Annotated in this window: 14 protein-coding genes; 2 read left to right on the forward strand and 12 right to left on the reverse strand. The window is 68.0% G+C overall.

Going from position 1 to position 18,747, the window contains the following annotated elements; genetic code table 11:
- Window positions 1–77: 77 nt before the first annotated feature.
- From gcvA to hemC, 6 genes are all read right to left on the reverse strand, one after another.
- Complete coding sequence (gcvA, locus tag U6115_RS00875; protein WP_043572902.1) at window positions 78–998, reverse strand: transcriptional regulator GcvA; 921 nt, start codon at window positions 996–998, stop codon at window positions 78–80.
- A 366-nt stretch (window positions 999–1,364) separates the two neighbouring features.
- Window positions 1,365–2,573 (reverse strand): heme biosynthesis protein HemY, encoded by a 1,209-nt coding sequence (locus U6115_RS00880; RefSeq protein WP_043572905.1) that lies wholly within the window; start codon window positions 2,571–2,573, stop codon window positions 1,365–1,367.
- A gap of 3 nt (window positions 2,574–2,576) precedes the next feature.
- A complete protein-coding gene (locus tag U6115_RS00885) occupies window positions 2,577–3,614 on the reverse strand; it encodes a uroporphyrinogen-III C-methyltransferase (RefSeq protein ID WP_043572908.1) in 1,038 nt (345 codons plus the stop codon).
- Window positions 3,611–4,342, reverse strand: coding sequence for a uroporphyrinogen-III synthase (locus U6115_RS00890; protein WP_043572910.1), 732 nt, complete (start codon window positions 4,340–4,342; stop codon window positions 3,611–3,613). The genes U6115_RS00885 and U6115_RS00890 overlap by 4 nt, the downstream gene beginning before the upstream one ends.
- A complete protein-coding gene (locus tag U6115_RS00895; protein ID WP_043572912.1) occupies window positions 4,339–4,869 on the reverse strand; it encodes a DUF1697 domain-containing protein in 531 nt (176 codons plus the stop codon). Before U6115_RS00895 ends, U6115_RS00890 begins: the two co-directional genes overlap by 4 nt.
- Before the next feature lie 35 nt (window positions 4,870–4,904).
- Complete coding sequence (gene hemC / locus U6115_RS00900; RefSeq protein ID WP_043572914.1) at window positions 4,905–5,834, reverse strand: hydroxymethylbilane synthase; 930 nt, start codon at window positions 5,832–5,834, stop codon at window positions 4,905–4,907.
- Window positions 5,835–6,072: 238 nt separating this feature from the next.
- Between hemC and ppc the strand changes: the two genes are divergently transcribed.
- The gene (gene ppc / locus U6115_RS00905; RefSeq protein WP_043572917.1) at window positions 6,073–8,772 is read left to right on the forward strand and encodes a phosphoenolpyruvate carboxylase; all 2,700 of its coding nucleotides are present in this window, start codon (window positions 6,073–6,075) and stop codon (window positions 8,770–8,772) included.
- A 97-nt stretch (window positions 8,773–8,869) separates the two neighbouring features.
- Here ppc and U6115_RS00910 read toward each other — a convergent pair whose 3' ends face one another.
- The 5 genes from U6115_RS00910 to U6115_RS00930 form a co-directional block, all read right to left on the reverse strand.
- Window positions 8,870–10,138 (reverse strand): M28 family metallopeptidase, encoded by a 1,269-nt coding sequence (locus U6115_RS00910; protein ID WP_043572920.1) that lies wholly within the window; start codon window positions 10,136–10,138, stop codon window positions 8,870–8,872.
- Between the two features lie 95 nt (window positions 10,139–10,233).
- Window positions 10,234–11,703 (reverse strand): M4 family metallopeptidase, encoded by a 1,470-nt coding sequence (locus U6115_RS00915; RefSeq protein ID WP_043572925.1) that lies wholly within the window; start codon window positions 11,701–11,703, stop codon window positions 10,234–10,236.
- A 634-nt stretch (window positions 11,704–12,337) separates the two neighbouring features.
- A complete protein-coding gene (gene pdxH, locus U6115_RS00920) occupies window positions 12,338–12,979 on the reverse strand; it encodes a pyridoxamine 5'-phosphate oxidase (RefSeq protein ID WP_043572928.1) in 642 nt (213 codons plus the stop codon).
- A gap of 104 nt (window positions 12,980–13,083) precedes the next feature.
- Window positions 13,084–13,908, reverse strand: a complete 825-nt coding sequence (locus U6115_RS00925; protein WP_052257936.1) for a S1/P1 nuclease — start codon at window positions 13,906–13,908, stop codon at window positions 13,084–13,086.
- Between the two features lie 126 nt (window positions 13,909–14,034).
- Window positions 14,035–14,946 carry a LysR family transcriptional regulator gene (locus U6115_RS00930; RefSeq protein WP_052257937.1) on the reverse strand — a complete coding sequence of 304 codons (912 nt, stop codon included), beginning with the start codon at window positions 14,944–14,946 and terminating at the stop codon, window positions 14,035–14,037.
- A gap of 89 nt (window positions 14,947–15,035) precedes the next feature.
- On the opposite strand from U6115_RS00930, the gene U6115_RS00935 reads away from it, so the two are divergent.
- Window positions 15,036–15,956 (forward strand): DMT family transporter, encoded by a 921-nt coding sequence (locus U6115_RS00935; protein WP_052257938.1) that lies wholly within the window; start codon window positions 15,036–15,038, stop codon window positions 15,954–15,956.
- A gap of 33 nt (window positions 15,957–15,989) precedes the next feature.
- Here the strand turns inward: U6115_RS00935 and U6115_RS00940 are convergent, their stop codons facing one another.
- Window positions 15,990–18,722 carry a DEAD/DEAH box helicase gene (locus U6115_RS00940; protein WP_052257939.1) on the reverse strand — a complete coding sequence of 911 codons (2,733 nt, stop codon included), beginning with the start codon at window positions 18,720–18,722 and terminating at the stop codon, window positions 15,990–15,992.
- Between the last annotated feature and the right edge of the window lie 25 nt (window positions 18,723–18,747).

An 18,747-nucleotide genomic window follows, 5' to 3' on the forward strand; every position in this document is an offset into this window, starting at 1 on the left:
TAGTTGCTATGTCAATCATTTTGCCGAACAGCCGCCGGGCTGTCCAAACCGCGATGGTTAAGAAATGTGACGGGCGCTCAGTATCCCTGGCGGGTCAGCCAGCTGGCTTCCTCGCTGCGGGCGACGGTGCCCACCAGCCAGTCGCGGAAGGCGCGCACCTTGGGCAGCTCGGCCAGTTCGTGCGGGTAGACCAGGTAGTAGGCCCACTCGGTTTCCAGCACGGTGTCGAACGGAATCACCAGCCGGCCGCTGTCCAGGTCCTGGGTCACCATCGATGCCTGCGCCAGCGTGACGCCCATGCCGGTCACCGCCGCGTGCAGCGCGTATTCCAGCGCGTCGAAAGTGACGCCGCTCTCCGGGTTGACGCCGGAAACGCCGGCCAGCTTCAGCCAGCGCTTCCAGGTGTTCTGGTCGCGCCATGGGTGCAGCAGCGTGTGGTGCTTGAGATCTTGCGGGGTGTGCAGCGGATGCTTGCCGGCCAGCAGGCTGGGCGAGCACACCGGGATCAGCTTTTCGCGGCAGATGCATTCCAGCCTGAGATCGGCGGCGGCCTCCGGGCTGGACAGCCCGACCACCGCCAGGTCGTACTCGGCGCGGTTGAACGGCTTGTTGTGGATCAGCTGGGTCAGCAGATGCAGCGTGTACTCCGGGTGGCGCGCCTGGAAATCGGCCAGGTTGGGCAGCACCCAGCGCATCGCCGGCGTCGGCGGCATCCGCACCCGCAGGTCGCTCTGGCGCAAGCGCAACGCCTCGCTCGCCTCGTTGAGCAGCTGGAAGGCTTCGCGCGCCGGCTTCAGCAGCGCCTCGCCCTCGGCGGTCAGCGCCAGGCCGCGGGCCTGGCGGGTGAAAAGCGTGGCGCCGTAGTACTCTTCCAATGTTTGCACATGGCGGCTGATCGCGCCCTGGGTCAGGCTTAGCGCGGCCGCGGCGCGGGTGAACGACAGGTGTTCGGCGGCGACGACAAACACGCGCAGGGCATTCAGCGGAGGCAGCTTCATGCTGTTACATGCCTTTTCTTCATAGTTTTCATGAGATTAACTGCTTTGTGCAAAACCGCGCCACCACGTATGCTGGGACGAGTGTTGCCGCAGGCTGCGGCGACATGGCGACGGCAGCCGGTATGCATAGGGCTCACGCCAACCATGCATAATGGTTGATTCTGGCACAGCTTTCGCCGCTCGGCATCCTTATTGTCTGACAGGATGTTTGTCCGCACTCTCGTATCGATTTGTTGTTGCCAGTCCACGTTGGCATGAACGGGCTCCCCGCGGAGTCCGATTTTTTTTGCCGCGCCGCCCCGATCCGCCATGAAAAATGCCGCCAGCCAATCAGGCGGGCGGCATCGCGGCAATGGCCGGAAGGGATCAATAGCCCTGGTTCAGCGCCATTTCCAGGCTCTTCTGGTAATGCTGCTGCGACAGCTCCTCCTTGCCGGTGGCCTCGAACAGCCGCCCCAATTCGGCATGCGCGCACAGCGTGGGCTGGATGGAAACGCTGGCTTCCAGATAGTTCTGCGCCTTGCCCCACAATTGCTGCGCTTGCGCCAGGCGCCCCAGCGCCAGCAGCAGCCAGTGGTCGCGCGGCCGCAGCTTCAGCCAATTCTCCGCGTCCTTCAGCAGCTCCAGCCGCTTCTCCACGCTCAGATGGCTGGCCAGCTGGCCCAGTTCGCGCGACAGTTCCGGCAGCTCCATTTCGTCGCTGGCCAGCGCGCCGGCCAGCAAGGTGGCGGCGTAGTCGTACTGCTGCAGCTTGATCAGATGCTTGACCACCTGCTGCAGCAGCTGCGGGTTGCCGCGCTCGGCTTCCGGGATGCGGCGCAGCCAGTCGCGCACCTCGCGCTCGCTCAGCATGCCGGCCAGCTGCTGCTGGTAGGCGGCCAAGCGGTAGCGGCGCGCCTGCTCCGGCTCGACCGCGTCGGCCTTCAGCAGCTTTTCGGTCAAGCTGAGGATGGCCTCGGGCTGCTTCTGCAACAGCCGCACCTTCAATTCCAGCCGCAGCGCGTTGGTCAGATTCGGCGACAGCGCGCGCGCGCGCTCGATGGCGGCCAGCGCGCCCAACGCGTCCTTGTCTTCCAGCTTCAGCTCGGCGTCCAGCATGTGGCGCGCCAGCTGCAGGCGCTCCGGCAGCTGGTCCAGCTGTCCCAGGTAGTCGTCGCGCTTGTCGCCTGCGCCGGCCGCGCTGGCGGAGCGGGCGGCGATCAGCAAGGCCAGCGCCCGGTTCTCCGGCGCGTACTCGTCGCCCAGCGACTTGGCGGCCTCGCGCTCGGCCTTCTGGAAGCGGCCCTCGAAGAAGGCGATGCCGGCTTCGCGCAGCGCGTGGCGGGCGGCTTTCAACTTTTTCTGGCGCTGGAAGCGCTGCACCTGGCGCGGCAGGTCGGTGGCCAGCGCGACCAGGCGCAAGACGAGGTGGGTGGCGACGATCAGCGCGATCACCAGCACGATCATCAGGTTGAACGACACTTCCATCCGGTACGGCGGCAAAAACAGGATGGCGTAGCCGGTATTCAGGGTGGAGGCCAGCCCCACCAGCACGGCCAGCGCGAACAGGCCGGTAATCCACAATGCGAATCTCACCGTTTACTCCCCGCTGGCGCCCTGGGCATCGCGCACCGCCTTCAGGCTGGAGGCCATGTCCGGCAAGCTGATGTCCAGAGGCGCGCCTTCCAGCTCGCCCAGCGTCGCCAGCCACTGGACGGTGGCGGCGGCGTCGCGGTCGAAATAGCGCTGCACGTAGCTGCGCGCGGCGGCGACGTCGGCGGCATAGGTCTTGCCGTCGCGCTGCAACAGCGCCAGGCGCGCGTCCAGCAGGCGCATCTTCAGGTTTTCGCGCAGGAAGAAGGCCTGCTCCGGCGACAGCAGCAACGCCTCCGGCTTGTCCATCCGGCGGATGTGGATCAGCTCGCCCAGGCTGGCGCTGATCTCAGCCGACAGCCGCTCCCACCACGGCGCAGTGGCCGGCAGCGCCGCCGGATGCGCGCCGCGGGCTCCGCCCAGGCGATGCGCGTCCACCACCAACGGCAGCGAGTCCACCCCCAGCATCAGGCGGTCGATCTTGACGGTGAGGCCGACGCTGTCCAGATAGGGCAGCGCCTTCAATTTTTCCAGATCGGTGGCCACCGCCTTCTTCACGCCTATCAGCTGCGGCCGGTCGAACTTGGCGAGGCGGGCGTCGACCATCTCCAGCGCCGACACCGCCGCCGACACGTTGCCGGCCAGCTGCAGCTGCTGGCTGGCGATGGCCAGCGTGTGCTCGATCTCGGACAGCAGCCAGTCGGTGCGGTTCTTGGTCAGCTCCTGGTACATGCCGTTGAGGGTCGCGTACTGGCCGGCGGCCTCGTTGACGCGCGCCTCCACCAGCGCCAGCTTGCCGTCGGTGGCGCGCGCCGCCAGCATCGCCTGCTCGGCGATGGCGCGCTGCTCCTTGCCGGCGCCGCTGCCTTCAGCCAGGCGGCGCGCCAGTTCCTGGCGCATGGAGTCCAGCTGCTGCTGGGTGGAGTAGAACTGCCAGCCGGCGACGCCTAGGGCGGCGGCGGCCAGCCACAGCGCGAGGCCGGGGCGTTTGCGGGCCGGGCGCGCTGGCGCCTGGATGGCTTCGTTGATCTGGGATTCGCTCATGGGTGACGACGGAACCATTCTTTGAGGCCGGCGACCAGTGCGGCATCGTCGGCCCGGGTTGTCACGATGCGTGTCGCGCCGAACGCGGCCAGGCGCTCGGCGATGCGCGGATGCGGCACGCAATATAGCAGGCATTGTAGCGTCCCCGCCCGGCTCGGGCCAGCCAGTCGGAACAATTGCTCTACCATTTCGCCTGAAGTGAGGACGACGGCATCCGGCGGCGCGGCGTCGAAGTCGTCCCAGTCGGGCGCGCCGGGCAGCCGGCGGTAGATCTCGGCCAGCGCCACCGCCGCGCCGCGCGCGGCCAAGGTCTGCGCCAGCAGCGCCCTGCCGCCTTCGCCGCGGACGATCAACCAGCGCTGGCCCCGCACTTCGGCCAGCTCCGGCAGGGCCAGCAAGGCTTCGCTGTCGCTGCCGTCGCGCGGATGCAGCACCGGCAGGCCGCTGAGCGCCCGCAGCCGCTCGGCGCTGGCAGCGCCGACGCAGGCCAGCCGCTTGCCGGCCAGATTCTGTCCCGCCAGCGCCGGCCAGCCGATGTCGATGGCGCCGGGGCTGACCCAGAACAGCGCGTCCGCGCCGGCGGCCTGGGCCGGCAATGCCGCCAGGCCGGCGGCCAGCGGCGCCAGCTCCAGCAGCGGCAGATGCCCGACCTGCCAGCCCTCGGCGCGCAGGCGCGCGAGCAGGCCGGCGGCCTGGCTCCGCGGCCTGGCCACCAGGACGCGCGTCATCGCGCCAGCGCCTGTTGCAGCTTGAGCACCGTCGCCCAGTTGCGGGTGGTGACGCTGTCGCCGGTGCGCTGGCTGAAAGCTTGCAGCAGCTTGCTGTCGAGTATGCTGTCCGCGCTCCAGAAATACGCGGCGTGATTGCCCAGCGCCAGGCGCTCGGTGCCGGTCTGCCGCTCGGTCAGATCGCGGCAGGCCGCCAGCGACGCCGGCGCGGAGCTGAAGGCCACCAGCAAGCGGGAGGGATTGCTGGCGATGTCGCGCAGCGGGTTTTCCGCGATGATGGCGGGCAGGAGGTCGGCGCCCAGCGCGATGACCCGCGCAGAGAAGCCGAAACGGCCGGCGATGCCGGCCTCGAGATCGGCGGCCAGCCTGGCCGGCGATGGGTAGCGGCACAACAGGTTGCCGCTATTGAGCAGGGTGACCGCGTCCTGGCCGCCGAGGTCGGCGGCCAGCTGGCGCAGATCGGCCATCGCGATGCGCTTGGCCTTGCCGACATTGATGCCGCGTATCAGTGCGATGCAGTGCTCCATGCCAGCCCCTCCGTTTGAATGTCGTGGTTCCGCCCTCAGCGCGGTTCGGCCAACACCGCCGCGATCAGCGGCTTGGCGCCGTCGTCCACCAGTTTCTTCGCCACCGCCCGGCCCAGCGCCTCGGCGTAGTCGGCCGGCGCGCTAGCGCTGGCGGTCAGCACCACCGAGCCGTCCGGATGCGCGACCAGGCCGCCCAGCGTCAGCGTGCCCTCATTCAGAGTAGCGAAAGCGCCCAGCGGCACCTGGCAGCTGCCGCCCAACTCCTTGGCCAACGCGCGCTCGGCGGCGGTGCAGGCGCGGGTGGCCGGGTGGTTCAGCGGCGCCAAAAGCGCCATGAGATCGGCGCGGCCGGCGCGGATTTCGATCCCCAGCGCGCCTTGGCCCGCCGCCGGCAGGCTCTCCGACGGCGCCAGCTCGCCGCGGATGCGCTCGGCCAGACCCAGCCGCTTCAGGCCGGCGGCCGCCAGGATGATGGCGTCGAACTCGCCGTCGTCCAGCTTCTTCAACCGGGTTTGCACATTGCCGCGCAGCGGCTTCACCGTCAGTTGCGGGAAGCGGGCGCGCAGCTGCGCCTCGCGCCGCAGGCTGGAGGTGCCCACCACGCTGCCGGCCGGCAATTCGGACAGGCTGTGGAAGCGGTTGGAGACGAAGGCGTCGCGCGGGTCTTCGCGTTCGCACACCGCGGCCAGCTCGAACCCTTCCGGCAGCGTCATCGGCACATCCTTCAGCGAGTGCACCGCCAGGTCGGCGCGGCCATCCAGCAGCGCCTGCTCCAGCTCCTTGACGAACAGGCCCTTGCCGCCGATCTTGGACAGCGTCTGGTCCAGGATCTGGTCGCCCTGGGTAGTCATGCCCAGGATTTCCACCGCGAGGTGCGGATACAGCGCTTGCAGGCGGGCCTGGATGTGTTCGGCCTGCCACATGGCCAGCCGGCTTTCGCGGCTGGCGATGACGATCTTGTCCATGAAACCGGGTCCCATCGAAAGGGGTGAAATCAGGCGCAGATTCTACCACGACGCCGGCAGGGACTTGGCGCGCTTGTTGTTGCGACGCAGCAAGATCAAGGCGCAAACGCGGAAATTGCCGTAGTGTCGCCACTACGGCGTGGAAGCTGCTTATGATGATTATCCGGTTATGACAGGTGAGGAATGGCCGTCGCGGCGGCGGCCATTCCTGACAAGTCGAAAACTAGGGACGAACAAGATGACGAGCGAACACGACAAGGATTTGCCGCTGCGGGCCGACCTGGCCTGTCTGGACCGGTTGCTGTCCGAGGTGGTCAACGAACAGGAAGGCCCGGTGGTGTACGGCGCGGTGCAAGCCATCGCCCAGCGCCGCGGCGACGAGCGCAGCCATCCGCTGCCGCAGTTGGCGCCGGAAGCCGCCGCCTCGCTGCTGCGCGCCTGCGGCCTGTACGCTCAGCTGTTCAACATTGCGGAAGACCTGCACCACAACCGCCGCCGCCGCGCCCACCAGCTGGCCGGTTCGCTGCCGCAGCAGGGCAGCCTGGCGCGCGCGCTGCACAAGCTGCGCCAGGACGGCGTCAGCTTCCATAGCCTGCACCAGCTGCTCAGCCATGCCCAAGTGGGCGCCATCCTCACCGCCCACCCCACCGAGGTGCAGCGCCAGAGCGTGCTGGACGGCCACCGCGCGGTGCGCCGCTTCCTGTCCCAGCTCAACGCCGCCGACTTGACGCCGGAGGAGCGCGAAGCGCTGGAGGCCAAACTGAAGCGGGCGATCCTGGCGCTGTGGCAAACCTCGGAAATCCGCCACTTCAAGATGACGGTGCGCGACGAGATCACCAACGGCGTCGCTTACCACCCGCTGGCCTTCTTCGAAGCGCTGCCGGCGCTGTACCAGCGGCTGGAGCGCGAAATCGGCCAGTTGTGGGGCGAGGCGCCGTGTCTGCTCTCCTTCGTCCGCGTCGGCAGCTGGATAGGCGGCGACCGCGACGGCAACCCCAATGTCGACGCCGGCTTGCTGCGCCATGCGGTGACGCGCCAGGCGCAGCAGGCGTTCGAATACTATCTGCAGGAGTTGAAGAGCCTGTACCGCGAGCTGTCGATGTCGTCGCGGCTGGTGACGGCAAGCGCAGCGGTGCTGGCGCTGGCGGAAAACTCGCCGGACGGCGCGGTCAGCCGCAGCGAGGAGCCCTACCGCCGCGCGCTGGCCACCATGCAGGGCCGGCTGCGCGCCAGCGCCCGGCTGCGCGGTATCGAGCTGAACTGCCGCTGGAACGAGCGCGCGCCTTACCCGGACCACCGGGCGCTGGCTTCGGACCTGGCCGCGCTGTCCGATTCGCTGCACGCGCACGGCAGCGCGCTGCTGGCCGAGGGCCGCCTGTCGCGGCTGATCCGCAGCGTCGACGTGTTCGGCTTCTTCCTGATGCCGCTGGACCTGCGCCAGCACGCCGCCGTCCATGAAAGCGCGGTGGCCGAGCTGTTCAGCGCCGCCGGCCTGGAGGAGTACCAGGCGCTGGACGAAACCGCGCGGGTGCGGGCGCTGACGCGCGAACTGGCGACGCCCAGGCTGCTGTTCTCGCCCTACCTGCGCTACGGCGAAACCACCGAGAAAGAGCTGGCCATCTTCCGCGAGGCGGCGGCGATCCAGCGCGAATTCGGCGTCGACGCCATCGGCCAGTGCATCATCTCCAACTGCGCCAGCGTCAGCGACATCCTGGCGCTGGCGCTGCTGTGCAAGGAGGCCGGCCTGATCCGGCTGGAAAACGGCGCGCCGCGCGCCAGCGTCAACCTGGTGCCCTTGTTCGAGACCATCGCCGACCTGGAAAACAGCGAGACGGTGATGCGCGCGCTGTTCGCGCTGCCCTGGTACCAGCAGCTCTTGGACAGCCGCGCGCGGGTGCAGGAGGTGATGCTGGGCTATTCCGACAGCAATAAGGACGGCGGCTACCTGACCAGCCAGTGGCAGCTCCACCAGGCCGAGACGCGGCTGGTGAAGGCGTTCGCCGAGGCCGGCGCGCGGCTGCAGCTGTTCCACGGCCGCGGCGGCTCGGTGGGCCGCGGCGGCGGGCCGTCGTACGAGGCCATCGTCGCCCAGCCCGCCGGCAGCGTGGCCGGCCGCATCCGCATCACCGAGCAGGGCGAGGTGATCACCGCCAAATACTCCGACCCGGCCATCGCCGGCCGCAACCTGGAGGCGCTGGTGGCGGCGACGCTGGAAGCCAGCCTGGGCCATGTCTCCGGCGGCGAAACCGACATCCAGGCCTTCGACGAGCTGTCGGCCACCGCCTTCGCCGCCTACCGCGCGCTGGTGGAGACGCCGGGCTTCATGCAGTACTTCCTGGAGGCGACGCCGGTGGCCGCCATCGCCAAGCTGAACATCGGCAGCCGGCCGGCTTCGCGCAAGAGCCTGGCCGCCATCGCCGATCTGCGCGCGATTCCCTGGGTGTTTTCCTGGTCGCAATCGCGGCTGATGCTGCCCGGCTGGTTCGGCGTCGGCTCCGCGGTGGCCGCCTATGTGCAAAAGCACGGCGACGCCGGGCTGGCGCGGCTGCAAAGCCTGTACCGCCATTCGCCGTTCTTCCAGGTGATGCTGTCCAATATGGAACAGGTGCTGGCCAAGGCCGACCTGGGAATCGCGCGCCGCTTCGCCGGCCTGGTGGCGGACCCCGCGCTCGCGCAGCGGCTGTTCGGCATGATAGAGGCGGAATGGCAGAAAACCCACGACGCCTTCTACGCCATCAGCGGCCAGACCGAATTGCTGGAAACCAATCCGACGCTGCGCCGCAGCCTGGAAACCCGGCTGCCCTATCTGGACGCGCTAGGCCTGCTGCAGATCGACTTGCTGGCCCGGCTGCGCGCCGAGCCGGAGGATGAGGACACGCTGCACGCGATCCACCTGACCATCAACGGCACCGCCGCCGGCCTGCGCAACACCGGCTGAGCGGCGAAAAAAGACCGCGGTCCCGCCCACAGCGGGAACCGCGGCCGAATCCTGGGCGCCGGCCCCATGGCTGGCTGGCGCCCGGACGGAGAAGCGCTCAGCGCAGGCTCGCCGCCTTGGCCCCCTTGGCGGACGGACCGTCGCTGCCCAGCTCCACCGCGTAGGCCAGCGCCAGCTGCGAAAACTTAAGCGCGTGGCGCGCCTGGTTGCCGGAGCTGGCCAGCGTGTCGCTGCCGCTGTGGATGTAGGGGTTGGAGTTGTTGAAGCTGGACTCGAACGGGAACGACGCCGCATAGCCTTGCGCGTTCCACGAGGCGTGGTCGGAGCAAGCGTAGCCGCACTGGCTGTAAGCCACCTTCAAGTTGGGCAGATAAACCTTGGCCAGGTTAGCCAGGAAGGTGTTCTGCGCGGCGTTGGTGTAGTCGGTGAACAGGAAGATGTCCTGCGCGTCGCCCTGGTAGTTGGTCATGTCCAGCTGCAACGCGCCCACCACCTTGACCTGCTGCTGCTTGAAGCGCTTGGCGATGTCGGACGAGCCGCGCAGGCCGACTTCTTCCGCCGAGTAGGCCATGAACTTGATGGTGCGGCGCGGCTGGTAGTTGCTGGCCAGCAGCACGCGCGCCACCTCGGTCAGGCTGGCCACGCCGGAAGCGTCGTCGTCGGCGCCGGGCGCGCGGCTGTTTTCGCCGGTGCCGTTGCCGACCGTGGAGTCCAGGTGGCCGCCCAGCACCAGGGTTTCGGCGGCGTTGTCGGTGCCCTTGATGGTGAGGATCACCGATTTCTGCGGCCAGCCGGCGTGGCTGAACTGCTCTACCGTCACGTCGCTGCGGCTGCCGGCCAGTTGCTTCCATTGGCTGGCGATCCAGTTGGAGGCGTTGACGCCGTGGCTGGTGGTGTAGAAGCGGTTCTGGTAGCCCGACAGCGACTGGATGGTGCCGAGGATGTTGCTGTCCTGCAGCTGCGGCAGCAGCTTGTTCACCGTGGCCTGGTTGTCTATCGCATAGCTCGGCGCGGCGAGGGCGGCCAGCGGCGCGGCCGGGCCGTTCAGCGCGGCGCGCGCCTCCTTCAGGCTGCCGTGGACGATGAAGCCGCCGCAGTGGCGCAGGTTTTCATGGATGGCGTCGGACAGCTGGGGCAGCAGCGCGTCGTCCACCTGCACCAGGTGCACGGTTTCGCCGGCGGCGGCGCCCTTGGCGAGGCGGCCGTCGGCCGCCAGCTTGCGGCTTTCCTGGCTCTTGGCGCCGGCATCGATCTTGCGCAGCAGCTGATAGCCTTGATCGCCTACCGAAATCCAGACCGGCTGGGCCTGGGCGGCGCCGGCCAGGCCCAGCAGGACCAGCAGAGCGCTTTGACGCAGTTTCAACATAATGGGACTCCCGAGCGAGGGCCGGCGCCTCTCGGCGCCGGTACGGCTATTTTGGCGGCGGCCCCGAACGGGGCCGCCCTGCCGCGGGCGGCGGCTTATTTGCAAGTCACGCCGACTGCGGTGAAGGCCTTGGTGACGTCGGCGCTGTTGTAGCCGCGGGCGTCGGCCGCCTTGACCACGCCGCAAGCGGCGCTGTTGTAGGTGGCGTTGGCGGTCCAGTACAGCCGGTTGGCGTCGACGAACACTTCAAACGCCTTGCGGGTGTTCCAGTTCGGGCTGGTGGCGATCAGGTAAAAGGCCTTGTTGTACACGCCGCTGGAATAGTGCACGTCCAGGCCGTCGTAGTAGTCCTTGGCGTTGCCGATCGATTGGCCGTCCTTGGTCGGATCGGCGAAGTAGCGCAGCGCGCCGGTCTTCTTGAAGATTTCCGCGCCCACCAGGAAGTCGTTCTTGCCCTTCATGTAGTACTCGGCGGCTTCGCCGGCCATGTCGGAGAATGCCTCGTTGATGCCGCCGGACTGGCCGTCGTAGACCAGGCCGGAGTTCTGCTCGGTGAAGCCGTGGCTGACTTCATGCGCGGACACGTCCAGCGACACCAGCGGGTAGAAGGTGCTGGCGCCGTCGCCGAAGGTCATCGCGGTGCCGTCCCAGAACGCGTTTTCGTAGTTGCGGCTGTAGTGCACCTTCATCAGCAGCTTCTGGTTGATCGGCTTCAGGTTGAACCAGTCCTTGTACAGGTTGAACACCACGTTGCCGAAGTAGTGCGCGTCGTTCAGCGGCGAGTAAGCGCCGTTGATCGCTTTGTAGGTGTTGGTCGGGCAGGCGAACTTGTACGGGGTGGTGCCGCTGGTGCCGCCGTTGAGGTTGACGGTGGCGACGTTGCCGCTATCCATCTTGCAATCGCTGGTGACGATCAGCGGACCGTAGTCGGTGCCGTAGACATACTTGCCGGTCTTGGCGTTGCCGCCGGGGCCGTTGGCTTCGGCGTGGTTCAGGCCTTCCCACTGCTTCAGCACCTGGCCGTTGTTGGCGTCGATGATCAGGTGCGGGCGGCTGGGCTCCTTGCCGTCGACCACGAAGGACACCAGGTAGACCAGCTGGGCGGTGTTGCGCTCGTTCAGGCGCACCACTAGGTCGGCTTTCTCGTTGTAGGTGGGATTGCCGTTGGCCTTCAGCGATTTGGCCTGGCTCAACGCCTGGGCGCTGCTCAACGTCGGCTTGGCGGAAGCCAGGTCGGACTGGATGCCGGCGATGTATTGGCCGGACAGTTTGCCGCTGGTCTTGGCCACGGCGCCGGCCTGTTTTTCCTCGACCACGGCTTCGCCCCATACCGGCACGCCCTGGTAGTACTGCTGGAAGCGGGTCACCACTTTGCCGGTGGCGAATTGGGTGCTGCGCAGGGGCTTCAGATCAGCCTGGTTCACGCCGGTGAACGCCACCGCGCCGTTGGCCTGGATCTTGCCCAGCTTTTCCAGGTCGATACGCTCGGCCGCCAGCGCCGCCGAGCTGAACACAGCCAGGGCGGACAGGACCAAACCACGCAACATCAATTGCTGTTTTCTCATCACGGACTCCAAATGTAGGCAAGGCGGGACGGGGTGCGTCCCGCGCGACGCCGCCAGCTGATGGCCGGCGGCAACTGAGCCGAAGCGCGGGTCCTGGACGGGTTGTCGTCACTGCGCCGGACAAGCGGCGCGACGAAGGGAGAACCTGGGCCGCCCGGGCGGTGTATGGTCGCCGACGCCTCTTGCGGGAGTCGTGCGCATCGCCCTGCTGCCAGGCTCGCCACCCAGGGAAAAGAATCCGGGGCGCGTCTGCGGCTAGCACCGGGAAGGAGGGATCCGCCGCGACACCCTGCCAGGTAGTCGCAAACAGGAAGGATGCTGCTGGCAGTATCCTGGCCCATTCAATCCCAAGTGCATAAATTATGTATTGGAATTTTCTTCGCCACATTCATCTGTACTTTCTAGCAGTTGCAGATGGGTCTAGGATGCTTGCCTGTACTGGATCAATTGCTGTGGCTAGGTTTCTGTGCTGCAGAGGCCATCTGGAAAAATGAAAATTAACGATATAATTCCAGATTGTTCTTATTGCCGAACATTTGTTGTAAAAACATGACAATTGTCTTTGAAGCGGCCGCCGGATACGAAGACGGGCCGGAAAACCGGCCCGCGCGGGATATCTGGGGAAGGGGAGAAGTCAGGGCGCCAGGCGGGAGCGCTGCCAGCCGCCGCCGTCTTGCAGCGTGTACACCACGCGGTCGTGCAGGCGGCTGGGCCGGCCCTGCCAGAACTCGATCCGCTCCGGCGTCACCGCGTAGCCGCCCCAGTGCGGCGGGCGCGGCACATTGATGGGGTGGCGCGCGCCGAACATCGCCGCCCGGGTGACCAGCACCGCCTTGGAGGCGATTTCGCTGCTCTGCTCGCTGGCCCAGGCGCCCAGGCGACTGGTGTACGGCCGGCTGGCGAAATAGGCGTCCGACACCTCCGCCGCCACCCGCGCCACCGTGCCCTCAATCCGGACCTGGCGCTCCAGCTCCGGCCAGAAAAAGGCCAGCGCCACATGCGGGTTGTGGTCCAGTTGCTGGCCCTTGCGGCTGAGATAATTGGTGTAGAACAGCAATTGGCCGTTCTCCACGCCCTTGAGCAGCACGATGCGCGAGGCCGGACGGCCGTCGGCGCCCACCGAGGCCACGTTCATCGCGGTCGGCTCCGGCACCTGGGCGGTCAGCGCCTCGTTCAGCCACACCTCGAACTGCGCCATCGCATCCGGCAGGCAGTCTTCCGGCGACAATTCCTTCTTCGAGTATTCCAATCGGACATCGGCGAGATTGAGCGACATATTTCCTCCTGAGGCCGTCATCTTAGTGCATAGCGGCCAGCGCGGAAATGCGCGGCGTCAGATGGCCCGGCCCGCCGCCTGCCAGCGGGGAGCCGGGCGCGCGCTCAGTTCAGCGCCTGGTTGATCACCGCGGCGATGCGGGCGCCGGCCTTGGCCAGCTGCTGCTCCACCAGCAGCCCGCCGGCGCGCAGATAGGTGTTGTCGAGGTAAACCGGCGTGGCCGGCGACGCGCCACAGGCGAAGCCGGACAGCGGGCCGTAGACGTCAGCGCGCGCGTACTGGTTGGATTCATGCACCCAATCCATCACGCCGCCGCTCTGCCAGCCGGCGACATTGCGTTGATAGCGCTGCAAATCGGCGGCGGCCCAGGTCTTTTCATTGGCGCCGTTCAACTGCTGCTGCACCAGCGCGGTGTCCCATACCGAGTGCAGATTGCTGACCTTCTTGCTGCCCGGCAGCTGCACCTTGAAGTCGTTGCCGCCGCGGTCCAGGTTGTCGGCGGCATGCAAAGGCTGGTGGATGTCGCCGACCATGTGGATCAGGAAAGTCAGCGCCTGCGCGCGGTCGGCCTTGGCGGCGGATTTGTCGGCCAGCACCTGGCGGTAGCGCTCGATCTGGTTGGCCGCGCAATTGCCGTCCGGGCACTCGTCTTCGGTCACGCCGGCGCACACCGGCTCGTCGTTGTAGTGCCACTGGTCGGAACCCGGCAGAGTCTGCTTCAACTCCTGCTTGTGCTGGTCCATGTACAGCGCCAGCTGGGCGAAATCGGCGTTGGGAATCAGCTTGTCCACCGCCGCCTTGGCCGGCGCGCTCAGCAGCTGCTGGGCGATGTAGCCGGTGACGCGGTGGCCCTCCTGGCCCCAGGCCAGCGCCTCGGCGCTGCTGGCGGCGCAGCCCGCGGCCAGCAGCAGCGCGATCGTCTTCTTCATGTTTTCTCCCGGATGATTTCTGTTGTTCTATGGCTGCCTCATCGCAGCGCCGCGCATCATACGGGAGGAATATGAAATTCAGATAAATGCTTTAATATGAAAATAATTTCAATAAATAACTTCTTATTACAAACTATTTGAAATAAATGGAAATTCCTCAACTGGCTTAGGCGATTGGTATTTTTCCTGCAGCATCCGCTGCAACGCGTCCAGCGCCGGCTGGCGCCACTGGCGGCGGCGGATCAGCACCGTCCGCGCCTGGCTCAGGTCGGCCGGCAGCGCATGCACCGACACCTGTCCGGCCACCTGCGGCATGCAGTCCAGCAGGCTGCGCGGCACCATCGCCAGCCCCATGCCGCTGGCCACGCAGCTGAGCATCGCGTGGTAGGAAGTCAGCTCCACGATGCGCCGCGGCTGCACGCCCTGGCGCCGCAGCCAGTGTTCCAGCCGTTGGCGGTAGGCGCAGCCGCTGCCGAAGGTCAGCAGCGTGGAGTCGGCCAGGAAATGCAATGACAGCTGCGCCAGGCCGGCCGCCGCCACCAGCACGATTTCTTCCTCGAACGCCGCCGTCTGCTCCAGCCTGTCGTCGTCGACCGGACCGCTGACCAGCGCCGCGTCCAGCTTGCCGTCCAGCACCGCGTGCAGCAGCGCGCGCGACTCTCCCGCCTGCAGCTCCAGCCGCACTTCCGGATGACAGTGATGGTAGTCGGCCAGCAGCGGCGCCAGCCGCGCGGCGGCGGTGCTTTCCATCGCGCCCAGCCGCAATTGGCCGCGCGGGGTCTGGTCCTGCATCGCCTGGCGCGCCTCCTCGGCCAGCGCCAGCAGGCGCTCGGCGTAGCCGCCCAGGCGGTGGGCGGCGTCGGTGGGCAGCAGGCGCTTGCCTTCGCGCAGAAACAGTTCCACTCCCAGCTTGTCTTCCAGCTGGCGCAGCCGGGTGGTGACATTGGACTGCACCCGGTTCAACCGCTGCGCGGCGCGGGTGATGCCGCCTTCTTGCAGCACGGCCTGGAAAATGCGCAACTCGTCCAGCTCCATCATTCTCTCCTGGAGATTATTTTAATCAGAATAATTCATTTTTCCTGATTATTGAAGCGGACTAGCATCCGGGTATCCGAACACAGGAGCCCATGATGCCTTCCTCCCCTTCCCGCCAGGGTTATCTGGCAGCCGCCGGCGCCGTCGCCATCTGGACCGGCTTCAACATCGTCTCCCGCCTGGCGGGCAAAAGCGCGCTGGCCGGCACCGACATCCTGGCGCTGCGCGTCGGCACCGCCGCGCTGATCCTGCTGGCCTACGGCGGCCTGCCGCGCGGCGCCGTCCGCGACCCCAGGCAGTGGCTGCTCGCCCTGCTGGGCGGCCTCGGCGTCAGCGTTTTCGCCTATTGCGGCTTCAAATACGCGCCGGCGGCGCACGGCGGCTTGCTGCTGCCCGGCCTGCAGCCATTCCTGTCGGCGGCGTTCGCCTGGCTGCTGGCCGGCGAGGCTGTGCAGCGGCACAAGCTGCCGGGCTACGCGCTGATCGCGCTGGGCCTGGCGATCAGCGCGGCGCCGATGTTCGGCGACGCCGGCGGCCATACCCTACCCGGCGACGTGCTATTGCTGCTGTCCTCGCTCTGCTGGGCCAGCTTCGGCGTGCTGGCGCGGCGCTGGGGCTTCCAGCCCTGGCCGCTGACGCGCGCCATCACCATCCTGGCGGCGCTGATCTACCTGCCGATCTACGCGCTGCTCCTGCCCAAGCACCTGGCCGAGGCCTCCTGGGGCATGCTGGCCTTCCAGGCGCTGTACCAGGGCGCAGGCGCCGCCATCGGCGCCATGCTGCTGTATCTGCGCGCCAGCGCCATCCTAGGCACGGTGCGCGTCAGCGCCTTGTTCGCGCTGATTCCCCTGCTGGCCGGCCTGCTGGCGGTGCCCATCCTGGGCGAGCCGCTGACCGGCTACCTGGCCGCCGGCCTGGTCTGCGTCAGCCTGGGGGCCTGGCTGGCGACGCGCCAGGGCGGCGCGCCGGCACCGGCCGCCAATCTGCCGGCACCGGCGGGGCGGGCAGGATAGCCGACGATGGGGAAGCGCTGCCGCCGGCCCCCCCTAGCCGGCATCGCCGCGCAGCAGCGCCAGCAAGGCCTCGCCGTCCAGCCGGGCGCTGATGTCGGCGCCGGCCAGCAGGCTGTCGGCCAAGGCCCGTTTGTCGCGGTGCAATTCGACGATTTTCTCTTCGATGGTGCCGGCCGCCACCAGCCGGTACACCGTCACCGGCCGCCGCTGGCCCATCCGGTAGGCGCGGTCGGACGCCTGGTCCTCCACCGCCGGGTTCCACCACGGATCCAGATGAATCACGTAATCGGCGGCCGTCAGGTTGAGGCCGGTGCCGCCGGCTTTCAGGCTGATCAGGAACAGATCGCCGTCGCCGGCCTGGAAGGCGTCCATGCTGGCCTTGCGCTGCTTGGTCGGCGTGCTGCCATCCAGATAATGGAAGCGGACGCCTTGCTGCCGCAGGTGCTCGGCCGCCAGCGCCAGATGATCGACGAACTGGCTGAACACCAGCGCCTTGTGGCCGTTGTCCAGCAGTTCCTCGCAAATGTCGGCGAAGGCCGCCAGCTTGCTGGCCGGCAGCGCGCTGTCCGGCTGTACCAGCTTGGGATGGCAGCAGAAGCGCCGCAGCCGGGTCAGCTCGGCCAGCGCCTGCATGGTCTGGCCGCCGGCTGCGGGATCAGCCTCGGCCACGCGGGCCAAGGCCTCCTGCCGCATCGCCTCGTAGACGTGGCGCTCCGGCTCGGACAGCTCGATCAGGCGCGTGGTCTCGGTCTTCGGCGGCAGCTCGGTCAGCACCTCGCGCTTGGTGCGGCGGAGCAGGTAGGGCTGGATCAAGGCCTTCAGCTGCGCGCGGGCGGCCTCGTCGCCGTCGGCGATCGGCTGGGCGTAGCGCTGCTCGAACTGCGCCAGGTTGCCGAGCAAACCCGGCGCGATGAAGCGGAACAGGCTCCACAACTCGCCCAGGTGGTTTTCCACCGGCGTGCCGCTGGCTGCCAGGCGGAAATCGGCGCGCAGGCTTTGCGCCACCTGGGCGCGCTGGCTTTGCGGGTTCTTGATCGCCTGCGCCTCGTCCAGCACCACCGACGCCCAATGCACGTCGCCAAACGCCTCGGCCTCGCGCTGCAGCAGGCCATAGCTGACCACCACCAGGTCGCCCGGCCCGATATCGTCCAATCGCCGTTGTTGATGATAGGCGCGCAAACGCAGGCTGGGCGCGAAACGGGCGGTCTCGGCCAGCCAGTTCAGCGCCACCGAGGTCGGCGCCACCGCCAGCTGCGGACCCAGATGGGCGCGGGTCAGCAGCAGCGACAGCGTCTGCACCGTCTTGCCCAGGCCCATGTCGTCGGCCAGGCACGCCCCCATGCCCCAATGCGCCAGCCTAGCCATCCAGGCAAAGCCTTGCAGCTGGTAAGGCCGCAGCGTGGCGTTCAGCGTCGCCGGGACCTGGGGATCGAAAACAGCCGCCTCGCGCCAGCGCGCCGCCTGTCGCTGCCAACCGTCGTCGCCGTCGAACTGCCCAGCCTCCTCGCCCAGCGCCTGCAAGCGCGGCCCGGCCAGCGGGCTGATCGCCAAACCGTCCGGCCCGGCGTGGTCCACCATCCGCGCCAGCTCGCCCAAGCGTTCGCCCAGACTGCCGGACAAGGCCAGCCAGTCGCCGTCGGACAGCTGCAGATACTTGCCCTTTTGGTTGGCCAGCGCCGCCAGCAGGTGGCGCAGCGTCAGGATGCGGCCATCGTCCAGCTCCAGTTCGCCGTCTGCCTGCAGCCAGCCGCCGCGCCGCTTCACTTTCAGCTTGAGCTGCGGCATGCCGTCGGCGGCGGTCAGGCGGATTTTGTCGCCGTGCGGCCACAGGCAGGCGACGCGCTCCTCGCCGGCCGCCTGCAACTGCGCCAGCAAGGACAAGGCCGAGTGCTGGTCTGAAAACAGCCAGCCGTCGCCGTCGCGCTGGCCGCGGCTTATCGCCGGGCAGGCCTCGCGCAGCGCGCGCAGCCGGGCAGCCTCGTCGGCCAGATCGCGGATGAACTGCCTGTATTCGCCGTCGACGTCCAGCACCAGCCCGGCCGCGCCGCGGCCCGGCGCGCTCCAGGCTGCAGTCGGATGCGGCTTGACCTTCAACTGCAGCCGCAAGCCTTCCGGTTGCCGGGTCAACAAGGCGTATAACGTGGCATCGGCCGCCTCGCTCGGCAGCGCCGCGTCGAATTGCGGGCTGGCGTCCACCAAGGGCAAGCCGGGCGCGACGTCGCGTATCGCCTCCAGCACCCGCTGCCGCGCCTGCCACGGCACGGTCAGGCCGTGGCCGACCAGATCGGCCAGCGCCTTCAACTCATCGGTCAATTGGTAGACCAGCAGCCGCTCCGGCTGCGGCCGCCGCCACAACACGCCGCCACAGCCGGCCAGGCCTTCCGGTAGCAGCTTCAGCCGCAACTCCGCGCCGACACGCTCCATCTGCAGCGCCGGCTGGCCGGCTTCGACGCGGATGCGCCGCGCCGGCGCGTCGGCGTCGAACAACAGCGGATGGTCGACCAAGGCCGGCAGCAAGGGCGCGGCGTCGATCAGGCCGGCATCGCCGTCATGCGCCTGCCACAGCGCCAGCAACGGTTTCAGCAAGGGCAGATCGTGCGGACGCACCGCCGCCGCCTCGTCCCGCAGCAGGCCGGCCAGCGCGCAGGCGCGGCCGCGGCTCCAGCCGTCGGGGCCGGCGCTTTGCAGCAGTGGTTGCAGCTGGACGCCGGATTCGGCCAGGCGCAGCCGCCAGATCAGCCGGGTGGAGGATTGCGCTTCAGTCATCGCTCATCGGGAAAAGGAAAGTCGC

The organism is Chromobacterium subtsugae, from assembly GCF_035919665.1.
Taxonomy (GTDB): Bacteria; Pseudomonadota; Gammaproteobacteria; order Burkholderiales; family Chromobacteriaceae; genus Chromobacterium; species Chromobacterium subtsugae.